The organism is Streptomyces sp. NPDC007025 (assembly GCF_042869455.1).
Taxonomy (GTDB): Bacteria; Actinomycetota; Actinomycetes; order Streptomycetales; family Streptomycetaceae; genus Streptomyces.
This window is the reverse complement of record NZ_JBIAFT010000023.1, coordinates 35,820-55,542: the sequence shown is the minus strand read 5'-3', so window position 1 is coordinate 55,542 and position 19,723 is coordinate 35,820. Positions and strand designations below refer to the sequence as shown.

At 69.4% G+C, this 19,723-nt stretch carries 17 protein-coding genes; 10 read left to right on the top strand and 7 right to left on the bottom strand.

Features of this window, described 5'->3' with window-relative positions; genetic code table 11:
* Positions 1–439 precede the first annotated feature (439 nt).
* Positions 440–1,456, bottom strand: a complete 1,017-nt coding sequence (locus ACFYMO_RS31520) for a helicase HerA domain-containing protein (protein WP_388550881.1) — start codon at positions 1,454–1,456, stop codon at positions 440–442.
* A gap of 608 nt (positions 1,457–2,064) precedes the next feature.
* Between ACFYMO_RS31520 and ACFYMO_RS31515 the strand changes: the two genes are divergently transcribed.
* Entirely contained in the window at positions 2,065–2,241 is a 177-nt protein-coding gene (locus ACFYMO_RS31515; protein ID WP_388550878.1) for a hypothetical protein, read from the top strand.
* Positions 2,242–2,878: 637 nt separating this feature from the next.
* Here the strand turns inward: ACFYMO_RS31515 and ACFYMO_RS31510 are convergent.
* The 4 genes from ACFYMO_RS31510 to ACFYMO_RS31495 form a co-directional block, all read right to left on the bottom strand.
* Entirely contained in the window at positions 2,879–3,958 is a 1,080-nt protein-coding gene (locus ACFYMO_RS31510; protein ID WP_388550875.1) for an AAA family ATPase, read from the bottom strand.
* Positions 3,955–4,254, bottom strand: a complete 300-nt coding sequence (locus ACFYMO_RS31505; RefSeq protein ID WP_388550872.1) for a hypothetical protein — start codon at positions 4,252–4,254, stop codon at positions 3,955–3,957. The genes ACFYMO_RS31510 and ACFYMO_RS31505 overlap by 4 nt, the downstream gene beginning before the upstream one ends.
* 250 nt (positions 4,255–4,504) lie before the next feature.
* The gene (locus tag ACFYMO_RS31500) at positions 4,505–5,125 is read right to left on the bottom strand and encodes a hypothetical protein (RefSeq protein WP_388550869.1); all 621 of its coding nucleotides are present in this window, start codon (positions 5,123–5,125) and stop codon (positions 4,505–4,507) included.
* On the bottom strand, positions 5,122–6,147 hold the full coding sequence (locus ACFYMO_RS31495) for a peptidoglycan DD-metalloendopeptidase family protein (RefSeq protein ID WP_388550867.1): 1,026 nt from the start codon (positions 6,145–6,147) through the stop codon (positions 5,122–5,124). The genes ACFYMO_RS31500 and ACFYMO_RS31495 overlap by 4 nt, the downstream gene beginning before the upstream one ends.
* A 380-nt stretch (positions 6,148–6,527) precedes the next feature.
* Here ACFYMO_RS31495 and ACFYMO_RS31490 point away from each other — a divergent pair, with 380 nt between their 5' ends.
* The 9 genes from ACFYMO_RS31490 to ACFYMO_RS31450 all read left to right on the top strand — a co-directional run bounded on the left by ACFYMO_RS31490 (position 6,528) and on the right by ACFYMO_RS31450 (position 17,236).
* A complete protein-coding gene (locus ACFYMO_RS31490) occupies positions 6,528–7,412 on the top strand; it encodes a hypothetical protein (RefSeq protein WP_388550865.1) in 885 nt (294 codons plus the stop codon).
* On the top strand, positions 7,409–7,717 hold the full coding sequence (locus ACFYMO_RS31485) for a hypothetical protein (protein ID WP_051272056.1): 309 nt from the start codon (positions 7,409–7,411) through the stop codon (positions 7,715–7,717). The genes ACFYMO_RS31490 and ACFYMO_RS31485 overlap by 4 nt, the downstream gene beginning before the upstream one ends.
* Positions 7,718–7,723: 6 nt before the next feature.
* Positions 7,724–8,482, top strand: coding sequence for a hypothetical protein (locus ACFYMO_RS31480; RefSeq protein WP_388550862.1), 759 nt, complete (start codon positions 7,724–7,726; stop codon positions 8,480–8,482).
* Positions 8,475–10,367, top strand: coding sequence for a hypothetical protein (locus ACFYMO_RS31475; protein WP_388550859.1), 1,893 nt, complete (start codon positions 8,475–8,477; stop codon positions 10,365–10,367). Before ACFYMO_RS31480 ends, ACFYMO_RS31475 begins: the two co-directional genes overlap by 8 nt.
* Before the next feature lie 3 nt (positions 10,368–10,370).
* On the top strand, positions 10,371–11,900 hold the full coding sequence (locus ACFYMO_RS31470) for an SCO6880 family protein (protein WP_388550856.1): 1,530 nt from the start codon (positions 10,371–10,373) through the stop codon (positions 11,898–11,900).
* A gap of 161 nt (positions 11,901–12,061) precedes the next feature.
* Positions 12,062–13,450, top strand: a complete 1,389-nt coding sequence (locus tag ACFYMO_RS31465) for a type VI secretion protein (RefSeq protein WP_388550887.1) — start codon at positions 12,062–12,064, stop codon at positions 13,448–13,450.
* On the top strand, positions 13,450–15,186 hold the full coding sequence (locus ACFYMO_RS31460; RefSeq protein WP_388550853.1) for a type IV secretory system conjugative DNA transfer family protein: 1,737 nt from the start codon (positions 13,450–13,452) through the stop codon (positions 15,184–15,186). The genes ACFYMO_RS31465 and ACFYMO_RS31460 overlap by 1 nt, the downstream gene beginning before the upstream one ends.
* A complete protein-coding gene (locus ACFYMO_RS31455) occupies positions 15,179–15,706 on the top strand; it encodes a hypothetical protein (RefSeq protein WP_388550850.1) in 528 nt (175 codons plus the stop codon). Before ACFYMO_RS31460 ends, ACFYMO_RS31455 begins: the two co-directional genes overlap by 8 nt.
* Positions 15,707–15,739: 33 nt before the next feature.
* The gene (locus ACFYMO_RS31450; RefSeq protein ID WP_388550847.1) at positions 15,740–17,236 is read left to right on the top strand and encodes a hypothetical protein; all 1,497 of its coding nucleotides are present in this window, start codon (positions 15,740–15,742) and stop codon (positions 17,234–17,236) included.
* A 69-nt stretch (positions 17,237–17,305) separates the two neighbouring features.
* On the opposite strand, the gene ACFYMO_RS31445 is transcribed toward ACFYMO_RS31450, so the two are convergent.
* Both ACFYMO_RS31445 and ACFYMO_RS31440 read right to left on the bottom strand, forming a co-directional pair.
* Positions 17,306–18,682 (bottom strand): zeta toxin family protein, encoded by a 1,377-nt coding sequence (locus tag ACFYMO_RS31445; RefSeq protein ID WP_388550844.1) that lies wholly within the window; start codon positions 18,680–18,682, stop codon positions 17,306–17,308.
* Between the two features lie 267 nt (positions 18,683–18,949).
* On the bottom strand, positions 18,950–19,501 hold the full coding sequence (locus ACFYMO_RS31440; protein WP_388550841.1) for a hypothetical protein: 552 nt from the start codon (positions 19,499–19,501) through the stop codon (positions 18,950–18,952).
* Between the last annotated feature and the right edge of the window lie 222 nt (positions 19,502–19,723).

The window sequence follows — 19,723 nt, the reverse complement described above, 5'->3', positions numbered from 1 at the left end:
AGGGTCCCCAGGGGGCACGTAGAGGCGTTGCCGGACGGCACCGAGGTCAAGCTCGGAGTGTTCCTGTCCAACACCAAGACCCGCCGGGCCAAACTGACCACCGACAAACTCACCACACTCGCCGAACTGGGATTGGAATGGGCCAAGGCGTAACGGCTACCACCCAGCGAGGCGGACAGGCGTCCGTCGGCTTCGCGGAGGACGACCTCGGCGGCGTTAGGGACACCTCCACTGCCGGGCATTCGATGCCCGGCAGTGGGCCGGGGACGGCCTCTGGTCCGTCCGGATGAGCACGGGGACGCGACGGCGGACTCCGGGCACGCGGGCCTCTAGGGTCTGTCCGGCAGAGCACTGAGAGAGCTCTTGCCGACGGCGCGGGCTGACTATCCTCGCGTGGTGAACAGTCATGTGTTCGAGTTGATGTGGGGTGGCGTCGCTCTCATGGGCGGGGGGCTCTTGGCCGCCAATATTCGAGGGGCCGCCGACCGGTTCCAGGCCCGCCGGCCAGCCCGGACGCCCACGGGTGGGAGATCCGCTTGGTGTCCAGGACGAACACGAGGCTGCCGTGGTGGAGCATCTGGCAGGCGATGCAGCGCAGCGTCACCGACTTGCCGCCGCCCGTGCTGGCGTTGACGAGGATGTGCGGGGATTCGGCGTCCAGGTCGACCGAGACCTCGCGGCCGCCGGCGCCGACGCCGATGACGGGGGCGGACTCCGGGGCCTTGTCGACCAGGGCGTGCACGGTGGGGTCGGTGACGACGGCCCTGCTCGGCGGGCGGCGGGTCTTCTTCACCGTCACGTACGTCTTCGAGCCGGACAGGTGCCAGGAGAAGGTGACGCCCTCCAGGGCGAGCTTGGTGGCGATGATGTCGGCGACCAGGTCCTTGGAGAAGTTCAGCCGCCGGGGCACATCCACGCGTATCCGGGCGTCGTCGTCGTTGAAGTTGCGGGGGATGTGGAGGTAGCGGCGCGGGTCGGTCTGCTCGGGCAGCTGCAGCGGCAGAGCGAGCGCGTCGTGCAGGGGCAGTATCCACTCACGCTGGAACGCGCGGCGCTTGCGGGTGACCGCGAGGTAGGCGGCAGTGCCGGCGGCCGCGGTGGAGGCGGCGGCGATCCCCATCTGCTCCAGCAAGGCGAGCGCCGGATCCGGGTCGGCCCGTATCTGCTGGGCGGTGGCGAGGGTGGCGTCCTGGTGGACCCACCCGGCCTGGTAGCCGCCCGTCCCGGCGGCGGCCAGCGCGCTGATACGGAAGGTCAGGCGCTTCCACCCGGCGCGGTAGGAGGACCGGGAGACGCGGCCTTCGACCTTCGGCAGGACCCTGGTGCCGGTGCGCCAGAACGTCGCGTCGGTCCGCTTGACCCCGTCCAGCGGACGGCCGGCCAGGAACCGGCCGATCCCGAACGCCACCGTCTCCGCGGTCTCTTCCACCTGCTTGTCGAACCTCGTCTGCACCATCGGCCGTGCCCTTTCGGTATGCGTCCAGGCACCTCACACCCGGAAGCGGACACGAACCGTTCTAAGCCGGATCACCTGTGGACAAGCTCCGGCCGCCCCGTCCCCTGTAGCCAGGGCTGCTCGACGTCGTGGGCACGGTCCTACCCCGCGCTATTCGGGTGAGCCGGCGCGCCGTCTGCCGCCTTATCGCGTCCGCTCATCCCCGGCGGCGGCCCCGCGGGGTGCGCCACGGGTTGGGCCGGCCGCCGGGGTGCTGCCGTGAACGGGAACGGTGCCGGGCGGGTGGCGGCTTCGGCACCGGGTACAGCACCGCGCGCAGCCGGGACGCGTCCGCGAGCCGCTCCAGGCGCTCGCGCGAGCCACAACGAACGCCCCTCCATTCGAAGCATGGAACGGGTGCCGGGAGGCGGTCCGTCGCAGAATCGTCGCCTATCTGGCTCGTTGTATGTCTGGCACTGCCCGACGGCCGGGAGGACGCTGTGAGCAACGTCGAGCAGGGTGGGGGCGCGGCATGAACTGCACGCACTGCGGGGCGCCAGTGATCCAGGGGTCGGACGGCGGCTGGAGCTGCAACAACTGCGGAACAACGGGATGAGCCGGGATGAGCGATGAGTGACAGCGAAATGGTCGAGAACTACTACACGACACACGTGTGCACCTCGTGCAAGAGCGACGTCCACGGACTCCACGGACGGTGGACGTGCAAGGCGTGCGGGGCCTGCTCCCCCTACTCCCCGCCGCCGGAGGGCTGGCAGGCCGACGAGAACTACGAGAACTGGCGCTGAGAAGCCCGCCCGCGGCTCCCAGGACCGGCCTGGCGACATGCCGCCCGCCTGCACGTCATCTACGCGGTACAGCCCGTCACAGGCGCTGGTCTGCGCGGCACTGGCTGACGCGTAGCCCAGACGCGGTGTGCGCTGGACTGACGCGCAGGACGTGCATATCTCGACCCCGGGGAGGGGGCGCTCACCCGCCGTTCCCGACCCCGGAGGCAGCGCGGCCGGGAGCCGTCGCCCCCAGCTCGACAACGCGTATCCGCCCCCATAGACCCTGATAGGAGAGATGTCGGGCTCACCGCCAGCGCTTACCAAGCGGAGTGGCCTGGGGCGATGCTGGTTTCTGACGGACAGTGACGCGACCTGTCCCACGCCCTGCTGTGTGCCCTGTCCCGTGACCTGTCCGGGGTCCAAGGGATGAATCCAGGGGCAAGCCAGCAGGACAGGGCGCAGGCCAAGATCTCAGCTCCTCCGGCTCGCAGCGCCAGCCGCCGGCCCCGGACGGGCCATCAGCCTCCCCCTCGCACAGGAGGCAGGGGGGAGGTGGTGGACGGCGGGACGCGTGAGCCACCGGATGGGGACCACACATGGAGAGGCGGACCGCAGAGATGTCAGCAGTATCGACGGGATCGGGATTCAGGACCCCTCATGGGTAGGTACTCAGGCGTGCACATGCCTGTTTGATCACGGGACGGTCTATGTGGGTTCGCGGGTTGCGTTGGACGAGGGCATAGAGGTGTGAGGTGATCTTCGCCCAGGTGCGGAAGTTCCCTCGGGCCACCGTGGAGTCGGCCCAGGCGATGTCCGAGGGTTCCGCGTCCGCCCAGATGTCGTGGAACTCGGTCAGGGTCTCGGCGAGCTGTTCCGGTTCCAGTCCTGCGGTCTGGTGCCAGGTCAGCACTCTGGAACGCACGGCTGGGACGTTGTCGATCGCCTGCTCTGCTGTCGCTCCGCAGAGCACCAGCGCGGCGGCGGTGCCTGGTTCGTCCCACAGCAGTCGTAGATAGTCCAGCAGCGAGGGTGAGAGGCGTTGTGCGTCGTCGAGGAAGAGTACGCCTGGTTGTTGCAGCGTCTCCTTGAGAGCGCCGTCGGCCGCCTGTGCGGAGTGCGCCAGTGTCGCCGTGGGCAGGCCGCATGCCTCGAGCAGGCACTCTCGCAGCTGGGGTAGATCCGGTCGTACGGCGACGACTGCTCGCCAGGCCGGCGTTCGCGATGGCAGGAGATCCAGTGCGTGATGTGCCGCCACTGTTTTGCCCACCCCCGGCTGGCCGAACACACATCCGATCCCACGGGCTGCAACCGTGTGCCCGATGGCCTCCACCATCGCTGTGACCGATCCGGTCGGGACGAGGCGCGCTCCAGGCACGGACAGCCGCACCCCACCGCGTAGGGGCTGGACGGCGTTCTGGTCCGGCACAGCCGGGGACGGTGAGTCCGTGCGAGCGTCGGCTGTGGGCGCGACGTCACCCGGACGCAGCATCCCGAGTTCGGCCAGGGCTCCTGCGAGTCGGTCGGTTTCCTGCGGGCCCAATGATCCGCTGCCCACCGCGAGTGCGGTGTTGAACTGCCTGCGTACGTTTCGCCGGGCTTGTCCTTGCGCGACCAGCGCATCCCATTCCGTCTTGAACGAGTCCAGCGCCAGTTCCAGCCCGTCCGTCCCTTGCGTGAACGACCACGGTACGGGGGGCTCTTCCAAGTACTCGGTGTGGGCTTCGCCGTCTGTCATCGTGGTGCCTGGCAAGCCGAGCCGGGCACTTGGTCCAGGTAGTCGTCGTCCTGTCCGTCAATGACGTTGCCGAGGTGGTCGGCCAGGCCCCGGGGGTCGTGGAGTGTCAGTGCTATCTGCAGGAACTCCTGGTACGCCTTCACGTCCTGCTCAGTCATCTCTTTTGCTGTGAGTCTCTTCCAGAAGGCGCTTTCTTCAGCGAGCCGTGAGAACAGTTCGGCACGTGTGAGCTGATCCAGATCTGCCCGTGTCAGGTGCCGAAAGGGCGTCATTGTCGGTCCTCCTGTGCTGCGCATGGTGACGGAGAGTCCTCGCTGTGCGAGCGCGCTGGTCCGGCATCCGCCTTTTGGGGGACCTGCCCGGGAGCGATGTTGCTCGCTGCTCGCCACACCGGCTCTCGTTGCCCTGATCGCCTCAACTTCAGTGACAGCGGGGCTGGTTGGGGTGGGTGTGACGGGTGTGCAGAGTGTTTCAGGGGGTGGCCCTGAGGGCCAGTGGAGCATGACACAGGTAGGTAACAGACGATGCCGATTGCGGCCGGGAGGTTTAGCGAGCGGCAGCGCTATGGGCTCTTCGCACCAGTTTTTGCACATGCCGGCTGAGACTGCTGTTCTCTCCGCTGACTGCGATGAGCATGCCGAGGAGCTGCTTGCTCAGGGCTACCCGGGTGGCGGCGTCGGGGATCTCGGTCCAGTGCCGTACGGCACGTTGGGCGCTGGCGCGGGTGATCGTGTGGTGCATGCCCCATGTGGTGCCCTGGAGTCGGATCACATGCAGGTCCCAGTGGGTGGCAGCTTCCGGGTCGTCCTGGAGGCGGGCGATCCAGCCGCGCAGTTCCCGGATGCTGATGGTGTGGGTGTGGGCGGGGCCGTAGGTCGCGGTGGCCTCTTGGTCGAGGCGTTCGGCCTGGATGGCTGCCCATGCCAGGCGCTGGGGATCGTGCGGCGGTGTGAAGGTCGAGGTGATGGCCGCGACCCGTTCGCGGTACTCCTCCGGGGGCGGCGGGGGCTGCCGGGTTTCCGTGCTCTCGTGTGCTGCTGCGGGGGTGAGAAGGGGGTAGGCGTCGGCTTGTCCGGCCGGCCCCGGGGCTGCGGGCGGCTGTGTGCCGTGCGTCCAGAACCCTGCGGAGACGACTCCCCAGGGGGCGAACTGCGGTTCTTCCGTCACAGCTTCACTCCTCGTTTGCGCAGGAAGGCACCGGGGTCGATGTCCGATCCGTACCCCGGGCCGGTGCGGATCTCGAAGTGGAGATGGGGGCCGGAGACGTTTCCGGTGGCTCCGGAGAGGCCGATCTTCTGGCCCGCCTTGAGGCGCTTCCCGGTGGAGACCGAGATCTTCGAGAGGTGACCGTACTGGCTGTAGGTACCATCCGCGTGTCTGATCACGACCTGGTTTCCGTACGCTCCGCCGTCACCCGCCGTCACCACCTTTCCGGGGCCCGCGGCCTTGACGGTTGTGCCCGTGGGGACTGTGAAGTCGATTCCGGTGTGCATGCCGCTGGACCACGCGCCGCCCCGCTGGTGGTACGGGGTACCCAGGGGGCCGTCGACGGGCCGGGTCCATCCGGTAGACAGGCCGCCGTCGGGGCCGGTCAGGGAGGCGACGTTGGACATGATGATCTTCACGTAGTGGTAGGTCTGGCCTTTCGCGAACTCCTCGGGGGGAACTCCGCGGTACTGCTCGACCCTGCCCCAGCCTGCGTTGTAGCCCGCCAGCGCCAGTTCGACGGGGCTTCCGTCGTACTCCGGGTGCTTCTTGGCGGTGCGCAGCAGCTTGCACATCATCTTGCCCTGCGCCGGTATCGCGTCCTCCGGGTCGAGGGGATCCTTCCTGCCGTCGTTATTGCCGTCCACCCCTGCTGTCTTCCACGTGCCCGGCATGAACTGGGCTATCCCCAGCGCGCCCGCGCTGCTCTTGCCCGGATCGGCCTGGAAGCCCGACTCCTGCTTGAGCTGGGCGGCCAGGACGCTCGCCGGCAGCCCGGCGTTGCAGTCATCGGCGGCCTGCTGGATGAGCCCCGCGTAGGCGGCGGGTACGCCGTTCTTGCCGACCTTCAAAGAGCCTGCCATCAACTGCGCATTGCCCTCGCCGCCTCCACCGCTGCCGCCGGACATCGCCAGGAGGAGGATCAAACCGATCACGAGGGCGAGGACGAGCGCCACTATGGCGCCGCCAACGATTTGCAACATGCGAATGATGCTCAATTGGCCTGTCCCCCTAGGCGGTGAGCTCTTTCCTGGTGCCGCGTATACGCCCCCTTCGCGGGGAAGGCGTCGAGGTAGCGGTCCGGCTCAAGCTGCCATTGTCACACCAGTCCCACGCGCCTCTCAGACTGTTTCTGTCACAGGAGGGTGACTGGCGTGCGCCCGGAATGCCACTTCTATCAGCTTTTGACACACCTCTTCTTCCCGGGTGCGACACAGAGGCGGGGGCGGGGCACAGGCCACCGGAAGCGACCATAGAATGCCGTCAACAGGCTTCCGGACCACGGGCGTTGAGTGCCGACGAGGTCCGACCTCGTAGTGGTTGCATCTGCAATTCCGGGGGAAAGTTGTCCAAGAAATCACCGATGCTGGAGGCGCTTCCGGCGCAGGCTCGCCTCGTGATACCCGTACTGGGCCCGGTAGGTGGCAGTGGCCGGTCCACAACAGCGGGTCTTCTGGCGGCGGCCCTTTCCTCCACCGGGCCTTCCGTCGTCCTGGACACCGCGCCGCGGCTGGCCTCTCCCTGGCCGCTTTGGTGCACGGAACCCGGGAACGGGCTGCTGTCCATACCGCCCGACCGGCCCGCCACCCGCCGGCACATCCAGCAGGCGGCCGCCGACTGCCGGACCCCCGAGGGCCACACCTGGCAGGTACTGACGGACCACCAGGGCTGGAGCAGCGCGCCGCTTTCTCTGCCCGCAGATCCTGCCGCCTGGCACCAGCTCGCGGCCGCCGGCGGCTGGCAGGCCGTCATCGCCGACACTCCTCATGCCATGGCCCAGGACATCATCGCCGCGCGGTGCGCCGGGAGGAGTGGCCAGACCGCTTCCTGGTGCGGACTCCCTTTCGCCGTTCCCGTCCTGAGTGCGGCTGCGACCGGTCCGGGCGTGCAGGCTCTCCAGGTCGCCGTCAAAGCAGCGGTCGCTGAAGGGCTGCCGCTGGGACGTGCCGTCGTCGCTCTCATCTCGACCGGGGAGGGTCGTCCTCCGGCACCGGTTCGGGCCGCCGCCACGATGCTCCGGTCACATGCCTTCGCCGTGGTCTCCGTGCCCTATGACTCGCACATCCGCGCCCACGGAATGAGCGACTCACACCGGATCAGGCCGAAAACCCTCACGGCGGGACACGAGCTGGCACGAGCCGTACTCGCATCTGCCCGTGCGGCGTGGGGGGACCCCCTTCCCTCGGCCCGTACGCCCGCACCCCTGTCCTTCGACGCCGTCGTCGCTCCCGAAAAGGTGCCCGCATGAGCTCCACGCTCGAAACCTTCCGTCTCCTTGCCGACAGTCCGATTCCGGGCTACACGCCGACCGTCCCCGGCGCCCTGAAGACGCCGACCGGAAAGATACTCGGCTGGACAGCCGGTATCGGCCTGGCGCTGGCTGTCCTGGGAGGGCTCTCCGGCTGGGCGTGCGTGGCGATCGGCCACAACAGTGAACGCGGCGGACTGGCCGCTCGCGGCAAGCAGGCGATCGTCTGGAGCCTGATCGCCGGTATGGGCATCGGGGTGACCTCAGGGCTCGTTATGGCCTTCTACAACATGACGCAGGGCTGAGACCGCATGGACTTCCGGAGAAAGGCGCGGCGCGCCCGGCTGCGCCTGATCGCCCTGAGCGCGGCTGTGGTGACGCTCTTGGCCACGGGCGGCTTCCTGGCCGTGGGAAGCGTGGGGGAGGGCCGCGCCAACCACTCGCAGGCCAAGCCCTCCCCAGAGCCAGGCAGTTCAGCCTCCGCGGCTGCGGGCAGGAAGAAGCACACGCCCGCCACGGCTCACCGTGCACCGGTGCTCAAACCAAAGTCATCGAAGAACGGCATCGGTACGGGCTTCCCGCACACCGCAGTGGGCGCCAGGTCGGCTGCCGTCTCCTACTGGCAGGACCTGAGCTTCATCGACGACCAGTCCGCTGAGCGGCAGTTGCGGACCATCGCCGCCAGCCCTTCGGACCCGATCGTACGCAGCAAGGTCTCTGAGGTGCGCAAACTGCGCGAAGGGGTGGGGCTGCCTCCCTCCGGGGGGCCTCCGAACGGGGTGACCTTCACCACCAGCGTCAAGGCCGTGCTGGCGCAGAGCCTCGATCGCACGGGGGATGTCGTGCAGGTGTGGATGGTCTACGACCGCTACGCCACCAGCACCGAGAAGAGCACCGATGAGAACCCTCTCAAGGACGAGACGGACAACCTGATCGTGACCTGGACGAAGGGCGACTGGAAAGTGACGGCACAGCCGCGCTGGGTGCGCCGGTCGGTGGGACCGAGCGCCTATGACCCGCACAGCCCCTATGCCTTCCAGGACGGCTGGCGGCAGGTGACCGATGGTTAGGTTCCTCGCCCGGTGCGGCGTGCTGCTGGCCGCCGCCGTATTCGGTCTGGCGGCGCTGAGCCAGCCAGCCCTCGCCGGGCCCAAGCCGCCGGATCCCATCCCCGAGGAGTGGCAGAAGACCGGGGAGACCATCGGCATCAACACGAAGACCAACGAGTACTGCCGTGTGGACACGGACATCAACTGCCGCTATCCCGAGGCCGGTGAGCTTCCCGGCACGGTCCACATCGGGGAGGGGTCGCACGATCCCGAGGAAAGACACAAGTTCGAACTGGGCGAGTTGAAAAGGTGGCAGGAGAAGGCCGACCCCAATCAGTCCCATTATGCGGACATCAAGAAGTACCTCACGAAGTGCGTGAAGAAGGACAAGAAGCCCTTCCAGCAGTGCAATGCGGAAGCCTCCGGGAAGTGGCCGGGTGACGCGTACACACCTCTCGACTGGGCGGGTGACAAGCTCAAAGAGTGGGCCGGCGGCGCCCTGGAGGACGCGGCGGGCGCACTGGGGACCTCCGTCGTATGGCTGATGGAACAGTTCGCCGAGGCTTTCAACAGCATCTCCACCATCAAGCTGGCGGACACCGGGATCGGCCCCGTCATGGGTGTCATGACCGGGATATCCATCCTGGTGGCCACCTTCCTGCTGCTGATCCAGTTCGCGAAGCTGGGGATCTCGCAGAAGGGCGCGCCGCTGGTGACGGCGATCACCGGTCTGGCCAAGTGGGGAGTGATCCTGGCTGTCTACGTCACCGCGACGCAGACGGCGCTGGACTGGTCGGACACGTTCAGCACCGCGATGATCAACTACACCCTGACCGGTGAGGGCGGTGAGTCGGTCAGCGGGGCCGACCTGGCCGACACGGGCACCGCCACCGAGGCCATGAAGCAGCAGTTGGGCACGATGTTCGCCGGCCTGGTCAGCGGAAGCGGGGCGACTACCGCGGGGGCCGCGCTGATCACGGGCAGTGGTATCGCTCCCGCGTCCACCGGTTTCGTGATCGTCATCAGCATCTTGGCCATCGTGGCCGTGGGCGCGCTGTGGCTGGAGATGTTGGTGAGGCAGGCGGCCATCATGATCCTGGTCACTGTGATGCCCATCGCGCTGGCCGGGCAGATGAGCGACGCGACGACCGAGTGGTGGCCCAAGGCCCGCAATGCCCTGATCTCGCTGATTCTCGCGAAGCCGGTGATCGTGCTGTGCTTCAGCATCGGTGCCTCCGCGATGGGCAACGCGAAGGGGGTCCGCAACGTTTTCGTCGGGCTGATCGTGTTCATCCTGGCCTGCTTCGCCTGGCCGATGCTGGCCAAGTTCATGACCTTCACCAGCGCGGGGGCCGGGTCGAGCACGGCCTCCGGGATGCTGAGCTCCATCGGTTCGTCGGTATCGAGCGCGTTCGGCGGCCACAACCCGGCGCTGAGCGGCGCGGGCATGGTCGGCGGCGGGAGCGGGTTCACCCGGGCGCTGGAGGCCGACAACGCCGGGGGCTCGGGCGGCGGAGGGGCCTCCGGCGGCTCCGGATCCGGCGGGGGCGGGGGCGGGGGCTTCTGGTCCAAGGCGATGATGGGCCGCAAGTCCGGCAGCTTCATGTCGAAGGTCGGCGGGACGGTCGGTATGGGCCTCCAGATGGCTGCGGCAGGCAAGGACATGCTGGAGAGCACGGCGGGGAACATGGCCGCGCACGCCGGTCTCGATCATGCCCACCAGGGCGGACGGAATGTCGTGATCCCGCGACGCGGAGGCGGCGGCGAAGGCGAAGGCGGAGGCGGAGGGGACCGGGAGTCGGCCCCCGCACCGGCGTCGCCCGCGCAGTCCGGCGTCCCCGAGAGCGAGCCTCCGCCCAAGCAGTCCGGGCCTCCCCCAGCCGCACAACCTCCGGAAGGGAGCTGACCCGTGTCGAGTGCTGAGCCGGCCACCTACAGCGGATGGCAGTCCGAGCGCAGCGGGTTCATCGGGAACCTCAGCGGTCCGGGGTTCGCTCTGGTGGCTGCCGCCTCCGTCATCGCCCTGATCCCGCTGTATGCCCGGTCGCTGTCGGCGGCCTTCGTCGCTCTGCCCGTATCCGCCGTGCTGCTGCTGCTCGCATACGGGCGGGTGCTGGGGCTGACAGCGGACCAGTGGATCACCCTCGCAGTAAGGCACCAGATCGCCGTGGCCACCAACAGAAACCTGTTCTTCTCCGGCTTCTTCGCCCCCCGCGGCAAGGACGGGCACCAGCCCATGGACCTGCCCGGCTCCCTCGCCCGCCTGCACCTTCTGGAGGCGCCCGACGGCCTGGGCGGCCACCTGGGACTCATGCACAACCCCATCGACGGCACCTACACCGCCGTGTGCCGCATCTCCCATCCGGGACTGGCCCTGGTGGACACCGACAGGCAGAACTCGCGGGTACAGGCGTGGGCGGCGGTGCTGCGGGGCCTTTGCAAGGAGGACGGCGCGATCACCCGTATCGCCGTGCACCAGCGCTCCCTCCCGGACGACGGGGCCGCGTTGCGCGCCTGGACGGAGCGGCACGTCTCACAGGACGCCCCCGCCGTCGCGGTCGAAGCCCTCGACCAGCTCATGGCAGGCGCCGGACCGGCGGCCACCATCCGCGAGACGTACCTGGCCGTCACTCTGTCCACCTCCCGCGCCCGCCTGGCCGTCAAAGGTGCCGGCGGGGGGCAGCGGGGAGCCGCCGCCGTCCTGGTACGGGAGCTCAACGCCATGCAGCCCGCACTGGCCAGCGCCGGGCTGCAGGTCGTCGAGTGGCTCTCACCGCGCGGCGTCGCCCAGGCCATCCGCACCGCCTACGACCCCGAAGCGCACGTCACGCTCGCCGAGCGCACCAACGCCGCGTCGAGCACCCCCGACTGGCAGGGGCTCGATGCCGGCGTCGACCCCGCTCTGGCCGGCCCCGCGGCGGCCGACACCCAGTGGAGCGTCTACCGGCACGACGGCGCATGGACCGTCAGCTACCAGGTCCGCAGCTTCCCGCAGAGCGAGGTCTACGCGACGTTCCTCCAGCCGCTCCTCAAACCCCGGTCCAACGCACGGCGCTCGCTCTCCCTCGTATACGAGCCGATCGGCCCAGCCAAGGCCCGTAAGGAACTGGCCAGGGAGAAGACCAAGCGGGAGGCGGCCCGCGGGCTGCGGGCCAAGACCGGCCGGGCCGAGAGCGAGGACGAGCGGCGGGAGGCGATCACCGCACGGGCGCAGGACATGGCCCGTGCGGCCGGCCATGGCGTGGTGCGCCTCACCGCGCTGGTCGCCGTCACGGTCACCGACCTGGAGCAACTGGAGATCGCATGCGCCGATCTGCAGGCGGACGCCTCGGCGGCGGGGCTGGAACTGCGGCGCGTGTGGGGCGCGCAGGACGACGCCTTCGCGGCCTCCGCGCTGCCGCTCGCCCAGGGGCTTCCCGACAGGCGGGTGGGTATCTGATGCGGCTTCCCTTCTCCCGCCGCCCGGACGACGACAGCCGGCTGAAGTCCGCGGCCCTGACCGATCTGTTCAGCTCCAGTGAGGCGGCCGGTGACCTCCGGCAGCAGCCGAGTGCGCGCGACCAGCGCCGGGCACGACTGCTGGAGGATGCCAGTACGGCGATGCGGGTGGCTCCTCGCAAAGGGTGGAACCAGCCCTTCGCGGGGCGGGCCGCCTCACTCAACAAGGCGGACGTCTTCCGTTCCGACACCGCGCGGGCCAGCGGGATCTACCCGTTCCTGCACGGTGCCTCCCTGCCGTCCATCGGGGTGTACATCGGCTGGAACACCCTCACCCAGCAGGCGTTCAGCGCCCATCCGACCGCTTGGGTCAGTGAGGGACTGTGCACCAACCCCAATGTGATGATCACCGGGATCCCGGGGTCGGGGAAGAGCGCGCACATCAAGGCGCTGGCCTTCCGCATGATGGCGCTGGGACACCGCACGCTGATCGCAGGTGACGTCAAGGGCGAGTACGCTGCGCTGTGCAGACATCTGGGAGTCGAGCCCGTGCGGCTGGGGCCCGGTATGCCCGGCCGACTCAATCCGCTGGATGCGGGCCCGCTGGGATACGAACTGGACAAGAGCGCGAGCCGCGAAGAGCTCACCGCGCGCCTCCAGGAGATCCACCGGCGGCGCCTGACGCTGCTGCAGGCGCTGCTGGAGCTCCAGCTGAGACGGAATCTTGCCCCTCAGGAAGAGGAGTGCCTGGATGTCGCCGTCCGGGAGGTGACGGGCGAACTGTACGGGCAGGAACGCCTGCGCATACCGACCCTTCCGCTGGTCTACGAGAAGCTCAGGGACCCCACCGCGGAGATGGCCCGCGAGATGAGGGTCCGGGGCCAGGATGTCCAGTTGGCGCGCGAACAGATGGCCTCGCTGCGCGCCGCTCTCGGCGGAATGATCACAGGTCATCTGGCGGGGCTGTTCGACAAGGAGACCTCGATCGGTCTGGACTGGGACGCTCCGATCCAGTCCGTCGACGTCTCGGCTCTGGAGTCGTACGGGGACGACACGATCGCCATGGTGCTCACCTGCGTCTCCTCCTGGGCGCAGAGCGCGATCGACCGCCCCGGCAACCGGCCGTGGCTGGTAGTCCGCGACGAGCTGTGGCGGCAGCTGCGCAGCGGCGGCGCGGCAATGGTCCGCAAGATCGACGCCGACCTGCGGCTGAGCCGGGCGAGCGGCACCGTGCAGGTGCTGGCGACACACCGGCTCTCCGACTTCGAGGCGGTGGGCTCCGCCGGCTCGGAGGCGGTCGCCATCGCCAAGGACCTGATCGCCAGCTGTGAGACGCGCATCCAGCTCGCGCAGGACACCGCTCCCCTCAATCTGACCCGGGAGGCGATCGGTCTGACGGATGCAGAGTGCGATCTGATCGCCTCCTGGGGGGCGGGGCAGCGGGGCCGGGCGCTGTGGAAGGTGGGCCGCGGCGGCGGGCACGCCGTGCAGCTGATGCTCTCCCACATCGAGCAGAAGCTCTTCGAGACGGACGAGCGGATGGTGATGTGATGTCCCGGCGCGGTGGCTCGGGGTCGGCGGGCGGGGTGTCCGACGGGACGGTCGTGGCGGCATATGCGGCCGGGGTCGCCGCCGTGGTGGGTGGTGCGGTGCTGCTGGCCGGGCCGCTGGCTTCGCTGCTGTCGGGAAAGGGATGGGCGAGGAGTACCTCGGCTGTTCCCGCCACGGTGGTGGACGCTCTGGTCCACGGTCCCGGGTCCGTCTTCCGTCCGACGCCTCCGGCCTGGCTCTTCTATTCTCTGGTCGTGCTGCTGGTGGCCGTGCTGGTGGCCGCGGTGGTGAAGATCGCTTCCGTGGCGCGGTTCGGCGGCCGCACCGGCGGCGCCCAGTGGGGCGGGTCGAAGACGGAGCGCAGGCTGGCAGCTCCGGCGGCTCCGCCGCAGCGGGCGGGCCGACTGAGCGCGGGCCGGGGCGTACAGACGAAGAAGATCCTGGCCACGCAGCCGAACATCTCCGCCACGGTGTTCGGCGTGCCCGGCAGCAGCAAGACGACCGGGCTGGTGCTGCCGAACGCGGCCGAGTGGCAGGGGCCGCTGGTGGTCACCACCACCAAGGCAGCCGACCTGGACGTCATCTATGCCCGGCGCCGGGCGCTGGGCCCGGTGTGGGTGATCGCTCCGGCCGGTATTCCGGGCCGCGAGACGCACCACTGGTCGCCGGTCGACTACTGCACCGACGCCAAGTCCGCCGAGCGCATGGCCGCCTGGATGGCCGAGGCCTCCGCCTCCGGCGACGACAAGCGGGCCGCCCCCTGGGTGGATCAGGCCCGCAACGTCCTCAAGGGCGTGCTGCTCGCGGCTCAGCTCAACGGGGGCGGTGTCAACGACATGCGCCGCTGGCTGTCACTGGGCAAGGACGCGGTCGACCACGTGCGCGCCGTCCTGCTGGCGCACGACTACCAGGAGACGGCCGACGACTACGCCTCCCCGTGGCTGCGGCTGCACGAGGACGGCATCGGCTCCATCCAGTTCACCCTGAACGTCCTGGCCCGGGTCTACGCCGACGAAGAAGTGCGCGAGACCAGCTCTCAAACCGACTTCACCGTCGAGGAGCTGCTGGACCGCAACGGCACCGTCTGCCTGATCGCCTCCGAGGCCGACGCGGAGCGCTTCGCCCCGCTGCTGACCTCGCTTGTCGCCTCGGTCATCCACGGCGCCGAGACCCGCTACAACAGCACCGGCGTCCCGCTGGATCCGGCACTGGGGGTGATGGTCGACGAGGCGGGCAACATGCTGCGCTACCCGCGGCTGCCGAACATCCTCACCACGGGGCGCGGCATGGGCATCAGCTTGCTGACCGTGTGGCACGACCTGTCCCAGCTGCGGGACCGGCTCGGGCAGCAGAAGGCCAACACGGTGCTGTCGGCCTCGGGGATGCGCATGCTGCTGCCCGGCTGCGGCGACCTGGAGACCCTGCGGTACTTCTCGGGGCTGTACGGGCGCACCGAGGTGCGGCGGGAGTCGACCACCCGGGGCCGCGGCGGGGACCACTCGACCCAGGTGTCGGTGGTGGAGACCGACCTAGCCCCCGTCCACGCGCTGCAGCAGCTCCCGGAGTTCACCGCGATCGCGCAGTACACCAACCTGCCGCCGGTCAAGGTACGGATGCGGCTGACCTTCCGCGACAAGGACCTGAAGAAACTCCTGGCCGCCCCCGGGCCGGCCGGGATCTCCCTGGAGAAGAACCCACCGATCGGCACGACCCCGTTGGAGGCCGCTGATGTCTGAATACACGCTGGAAGGTATGGGAGGCGGCCTGGAGGATCCGGCCTCGCTGTGGCCGGAGCTGCCGGAACTGGAGGAGGAGTCCGCCTCCTACGGCTGGGTGTGGGCGGCGATGACGCCCGCCGAGCGGCGCGCCAAGATGCGAGAGCTGGCCGAGTGGGTTCAGTGGCTGCGCACCACCTTCGAGCTGCACAACCAGATCCCCGCATGCTGGTACCGGCATCCCCCGGTGCGTGAACACCTGACAGCGCTGTACGCGGGCTGGGTGCGCACCTACTGCCAGCCGGCACCGGGCCGGGACCTGGCCGAGGCCGAATGGCTGTCCACCCTGCACGGCTTCCTGCCGCGCCTCCAGGTGGCCAGCTGCGCCAACGGCACCCACCACGAAGCGCCACCACGCCCGGCCGTCCGGCCCGAGGCGCAGGAGGAGTTCGAGGACTTCCTGACCGTGTCCGAGTTCGGGACTGCCGAGTCCGCGCATCCCGCCGAGGCGGAAGCGCTGCGGCAAGCCACCGAGCTGTAGCCGTCGTCACCGGACCCAGCAAGGAGAACGTGAATGACGGAGCAGTCAGTGGCAGCCGTCCCGGAGCGCAACGACACCCTGCGCCTGGCGCTGAACAGCCTCCCGCACCCGATGCGCCGGCACAACGAGGAACTGCGCAGGACCTACCAGGAGCTGCGCAGCACATGGCTGCGCGCCGGTGCGGTGCCCGCGCCGCCCGCCCCCGCGGGGACCGGGGCGTCCGACGGGCACGATGTGGCGGGTGCCCTGCGCGCCCTGGAGGGGCACTCCGCGGTCCTGGGCGCGACCGGGAACCCGCTGTGGGAACAGTTGCAGGACACACGCAGGGCCACCGCCAGGATGCGGCGTTCGGTCTGGGCCTTCACCGGTGACCGGGTCTGGCGCAAGCATGTCGTACCGAACGCGCACTGGAAGCGACTGTGGACGGACATCGCGCAGCAGTCCACCGATGCATACGCCCGGCTCGCCGGTGAGCTGGCCGGCCAGTTGGAGCGTGAGGGGCGCAGGGAGACGGCCCCGGCCGTGGCCGCGTTGCGGGAACTGAGCCGGACCGCTGCCGAGCGCAACGCAGAGCTGGGGAAGCTGTCCCGCAAGAACCTGCCCACCCCCGAGGCCCCGGCGGTGGACCGGGAGGCTCGTGGGATGCGCCGCCCGGATCTTGGATACGGACTGGGTGAGGCGGGGCGCGCGCAGGCCGCCCAGGCCTCCCGCGACATCCGCCAGGGGCTGAAGATGTGGGCCGACCAGTCCACGCTGGGCCAGCGTCTCGGAAAGATGAAAACGCCGGCGCTCGTCCGCATGAGGAAGGCGTGGGCGAACCTGCCCTCCGACGACTTGCGGGAGAGTCCCCGGGACGCGGCGATACGCTTCGGCGAGCTCGTACGGAGCGCTCACGCGGTCAGGGAGGAGATCGGCAAGGGCAGGATGGGCCGTTTCTCGGCGAAGGACGTCGCCACGCTGGACTCGGTGATCGACGCCGGGTTCCGCCACATGAAGCGGCTCGCGGGCACCTCGCCGGCGGGGGTCGACACCAACGCGCGCGCCTATGTCTCCGTCGCAGAGGCACAGGACGGAAACCTGAGGCTGGCGGGTCAGCTTCTCGCCTGGCAGAAGAGCGCAATGGGCCAGGAGCTGCTCTCAAGCCGGAATGAGCACGTCAAGGCTCTGCGCGACGCCTGGCAGAACCTTCCGAACCCTCCCACCGAGAAGGACAGGAAACTGGGGACCTACGACCGGTGGGGGGCGGCCGCGAAGACGGCGGCATTCGGCAGGGCCGCGCAGGCACTCTTGAAGGCCCAGCCCGAGGGCTCCTGTTCGGCGGCCGACCGGGCCAAGCTCCAGGCCGTGGCCGAGGGAGCAATGAGCCACGCCGCGCGGATGGCCAAGATTCCCGACTCCCTCCTTCCGAAGGACCCGGCGAAGAACCGGGCCGCCGTGACCGAGCAGACCGCCCAGCGGGCCCAGGCGCAGACCCAGCAGGCGCAGGTCAGGCTGACACAGCAGCGCAGCCCGGCGTCAGCCAGAAGATGAGAGAGCGGGTGCCGGATACAGGCATGCGCCCATATCCGGCACCCGCGCCCCGCCGGTGTCCGGCACCGCTCACCCGCGTACGGCAGCCCGGGTCCGCGGCGGCGGGGCGACGCCGATGGCGGTACGCGCGGCCGGCGGCGGCTGCACCCGGGCCATGCTCCGACCCGTCACCTGCAGCTCCGCCTGCCGCTGGCGCGGGGTGAGGGTCGCCCGGCGGCGTTCCTCGGACAGGACGTCGGTCACCAGGCCCTTATAGGTACGGGCCGACTCCTGGGCGAACTCCGAATTGTCGTAGAAGGCCCGTGCTTCCTCCGGCTTGTTCTGCTTACTGAGCTCATCGCCGCGCTCCTCCGCGCTGAAGGCGTCCTGCTGGGCCTTCTGGTAGCGCTGCATGCCGCTCTCCAGCATGTTCTCCAGTTCGAGATCGGTGCGTGCGGCCAGTGGGCCGGCGGCCCGCGCCCGGCGGCCCGCGCCCCACCGCGGCCCCTTGGAATTCTCGGGGAGTCGGACAGCCGTCTCCATCGTCCACTGCCAGTCCCCCGCATGCTGCCGTCCGGCTTCCAGGGCAGCCTCCTGGACCGCCATCTGAACCTGCGGGTTCGTGGTCCTGGCAGCGAGCCGCGCCGCCTTCGCAGCGGCGCGCAGCCCCATCCGGCTGTCCCATTCACGCCCGGCCACACTCTCCACGACCTGCGAGGGGCTGCGCTCGCCGGACCGCAGCGCGGGCGAGGCCACAGCGGTTCCGTCCGGCCGGAAGACCCGCACGTTGGCGCCCATCGCCGCAGCGCGGTCGGCGCACTCCCCCAGCCGGTTCGGCGCCGGCTCGGCGACCTGCCGCACGAAGCGGCGTCCTATGAGCTGGGTCTCGAGGGAGTTGAGCTTGCGCATCGCCTCCGGTGTCGCCACCGCAGCGAATTCCACGCGGTAGCCAGCCTGCTGGAAACGCTCCAGGTCGGCGGCGAGGGCCTGCGGGTCGCGGGCGTCGGTGTGCAGGACGGCGTTCGTGCCGCGCTCGATGGTGTGCTGAGCGGCCACCAGGTGGCGTTCCTCAGAGCCGCGTGCCCCGGACTCCTGGATGATGGTCTGGTAAGCGGGGTGGCTGGCGTCGTACTCGTGACCGAGCTGGACGACCGGACCGCGGCGGGCCAGTTGCTCGTGTGCGAGGTAGGAGACCGCTCCGGTACCGCTGCCCTCGGCCCCGGCGACGACGACCACGGTCGGCTCCTCCGGTGGGTCGGCGGGCGGTGGCGGGTAGGAGTGCTGTGCCGGCAGCGCCGCATCCACCGCGTCGCCCGCCTTGTCCAGGGAGGTGCCGGGCTGAACGGGCGGGGTGTACGCCTGGGCGACGTCGTGCACCTCCTTCTGCAGGATGAGCGCCTGGACACAGGTGTCGAGCGGGATCCATTCGGAGAAGTTCACTGCCTCTTCGAAGACAGGCAGCGGCATGCCGGCTTCCTCCAGGTACGTCCCCACTATGTCTGCACGCCGGCTCCACATGAACGGGTCGTCGCCAGGCTCAATGGCGGCCCTGTGAGCTTCCGCCAAGGCCCGGAACATGTCCGTATAGTGCCCGGTGAAATGGTCGGGTGTGAGGACCTCCATGACCTCGGACACTCTCGCGATCTCCCATTCGGAGTACAGGTGTCTCAGCAGCGCCGCCTGGTAGTCCGGGCCGGGGAGACCGCCAACCGGCTCCTTCGCTTCTTCGGCCACTTACCGCTCCCCGTTCTCGCTACGGTCCCGTCGCACTGACCCGACCGCTTCTGGCTCTGCCTGCGCCAGCCGGCCCAGCTCGGCGGCCTGACGCTCGAACGCGGTGATGAGAGCGGCCTGGTCGGCGTCGTCCGGGTCGAGTGGGGCGTAGCGGTCGCCCCTGGCGATCCACCAGCGCCCCTCGATCAGGATCGCCGCGCCCTCCGGGGTCAGTGAGAGCGCCCTGCCGTCGACCACGGCTTCGTGCAGGGGACGCACCGTGGCGTAGTCGTCGACAATCTGGACGCAGTAGGCACGCGCCGCCTCGACCGCCTCGTGGTTGTCCGGCCGGATCGCCGTGCGCCATTCGCTGATGCGACGGCTGACGCTCAGCCAGCGTCGGCGCTGGTTCTCGTCCGGGACGAAGGGAGAGCCCGCATGCTCGATGCGGGCGGTACACACTTCCTGGGCCTGGTCCATAGCGGCCAGGAGGGTGTCGTAGACGCCCGCTGTCAGCTCGTCCCAAGCGCCGGGCCGAATCTCGTCGAGCAGTGATTCAGATATTGCGGTCACACCATTCCTCCGCGCAAAGCCGGTGTTGCTGCCGAACGGCATCACACTAGTGATCTTCGCAGTCCCGTGTGGCCGAACACCCCTGCGTAGTAGGACAGTTGGGCTCCGACTTCGTCACAGAACCGCGTTCGCCGTGCTGCCCTGCCACCGACTCCCTGCGGACCGCCGTCGGCGCACAGGAGACGGACGGGCCGCCTCCGCCGCGGACGAACGGGTACGGAG

Bases quoted from the DNA above. Each gene is read 5' to 3' on its own strand.
- ACFYMO_RS31520 (WP_388550881.1), bottom strand. From the start codon at position 1,456: ATGGTGCAGACGAGGTTCGACAAGCAGGTGGAAGAGACCGCGGAGACG.
- ACFYMO_RS31515 (WP_388550878.1), top strand. From the start codon at position 2,065: ATGAGTGACAGCGAAATGGTCGAGAACTACTACACGACACACGTGTGC.
- ACFYMO_RS31510 (WP_388550875.1), bottom strand. From the start codon at position 3,958: ATGACAGACGGCGAAGCCCACACCGAGTACTTGGAAGAGCCCCCCGTA.
- ACFYMO_RS31505 (WP_388550872.1), bottom strand. From the start codon at position 4,254: ATGCGCAGCACAGGAGGACCGACAATGACGCCCTTTCGGCACCTGACA.
- ACFYMO_RS31495 (WP_388550867.1), bottom strand. From the start codon at position 6,147: ATGTTGCAAATCGTTGGCGGCGCCATAGTGGCGCTCGTCCTCGCCCTC.
- ACFYMO_RS31490 (WP_388550865.1), top strand. From the start codon at position 6,528: ATGCTGGAGGCGCTTCCGGCGCAGGCTCGCCTCGTGATACCCGTACTG.
- ACFYMO_RS31485 (WP_051272056.1), top strand. From the start codon at position 7,409: ATGAGCTCCACGCTCGAAACCTTCCGTCTCCTTGCCGACAGTCCGATT.
- ACFYMO_RS31480 (WP_388550862.1), top strand. From the start codon at position 7,724: ATGGACTTCCGGAGAAAGGCGCGGCGCGCCCGGCTGCGCCTGATCGCC.
- ACFYMO_RS31475 (WP_388550859.1), top strand. From the start codon at position 8,475: ATGGTTAGGTTCCTCGCCCGGTGCGGCGTGCTGCTGGCCGCCGCCGTA.
- ACFYMO_RS31465 (WP_388550887.1), top strand. From the start codon at position 12,062: ATGCGGGTGGCTCCTCGCAAAGGGTGGAACCAGCCCTTCGCGGGGCGG.
- ACFYMO_RS31460 (WP_388550853.1), top strand. From the start codon at position 13,450: ATGTCCCGGCGCGGTGGCTCGGGGTCGGCGGGCGGGGTGTCCGACGGG.
- ACFYMO_RS31455 (WP_388550850.1), top strand. From the start codon at position 15,179: ATGTCTGAATACACGCTGGAAGGTATGGGAGGCGGCCTGGAGGATCCG.
- ACFYMO_RS31450 (WP_388550847.1), top strand. From the start codon at position 15,740: ATGACGGAGCAGTCAGTGGCAGCCGTCCCGGAGCGCAACGACACCCTG.
- ACFYMO_RS31445 (WP_388550844.1), bottom strand. From the start codon at position 18,682: ATGCCGCTGCCTGTCTTCGAAGAGGCAGTGAACTTCTCCGAATGGATC.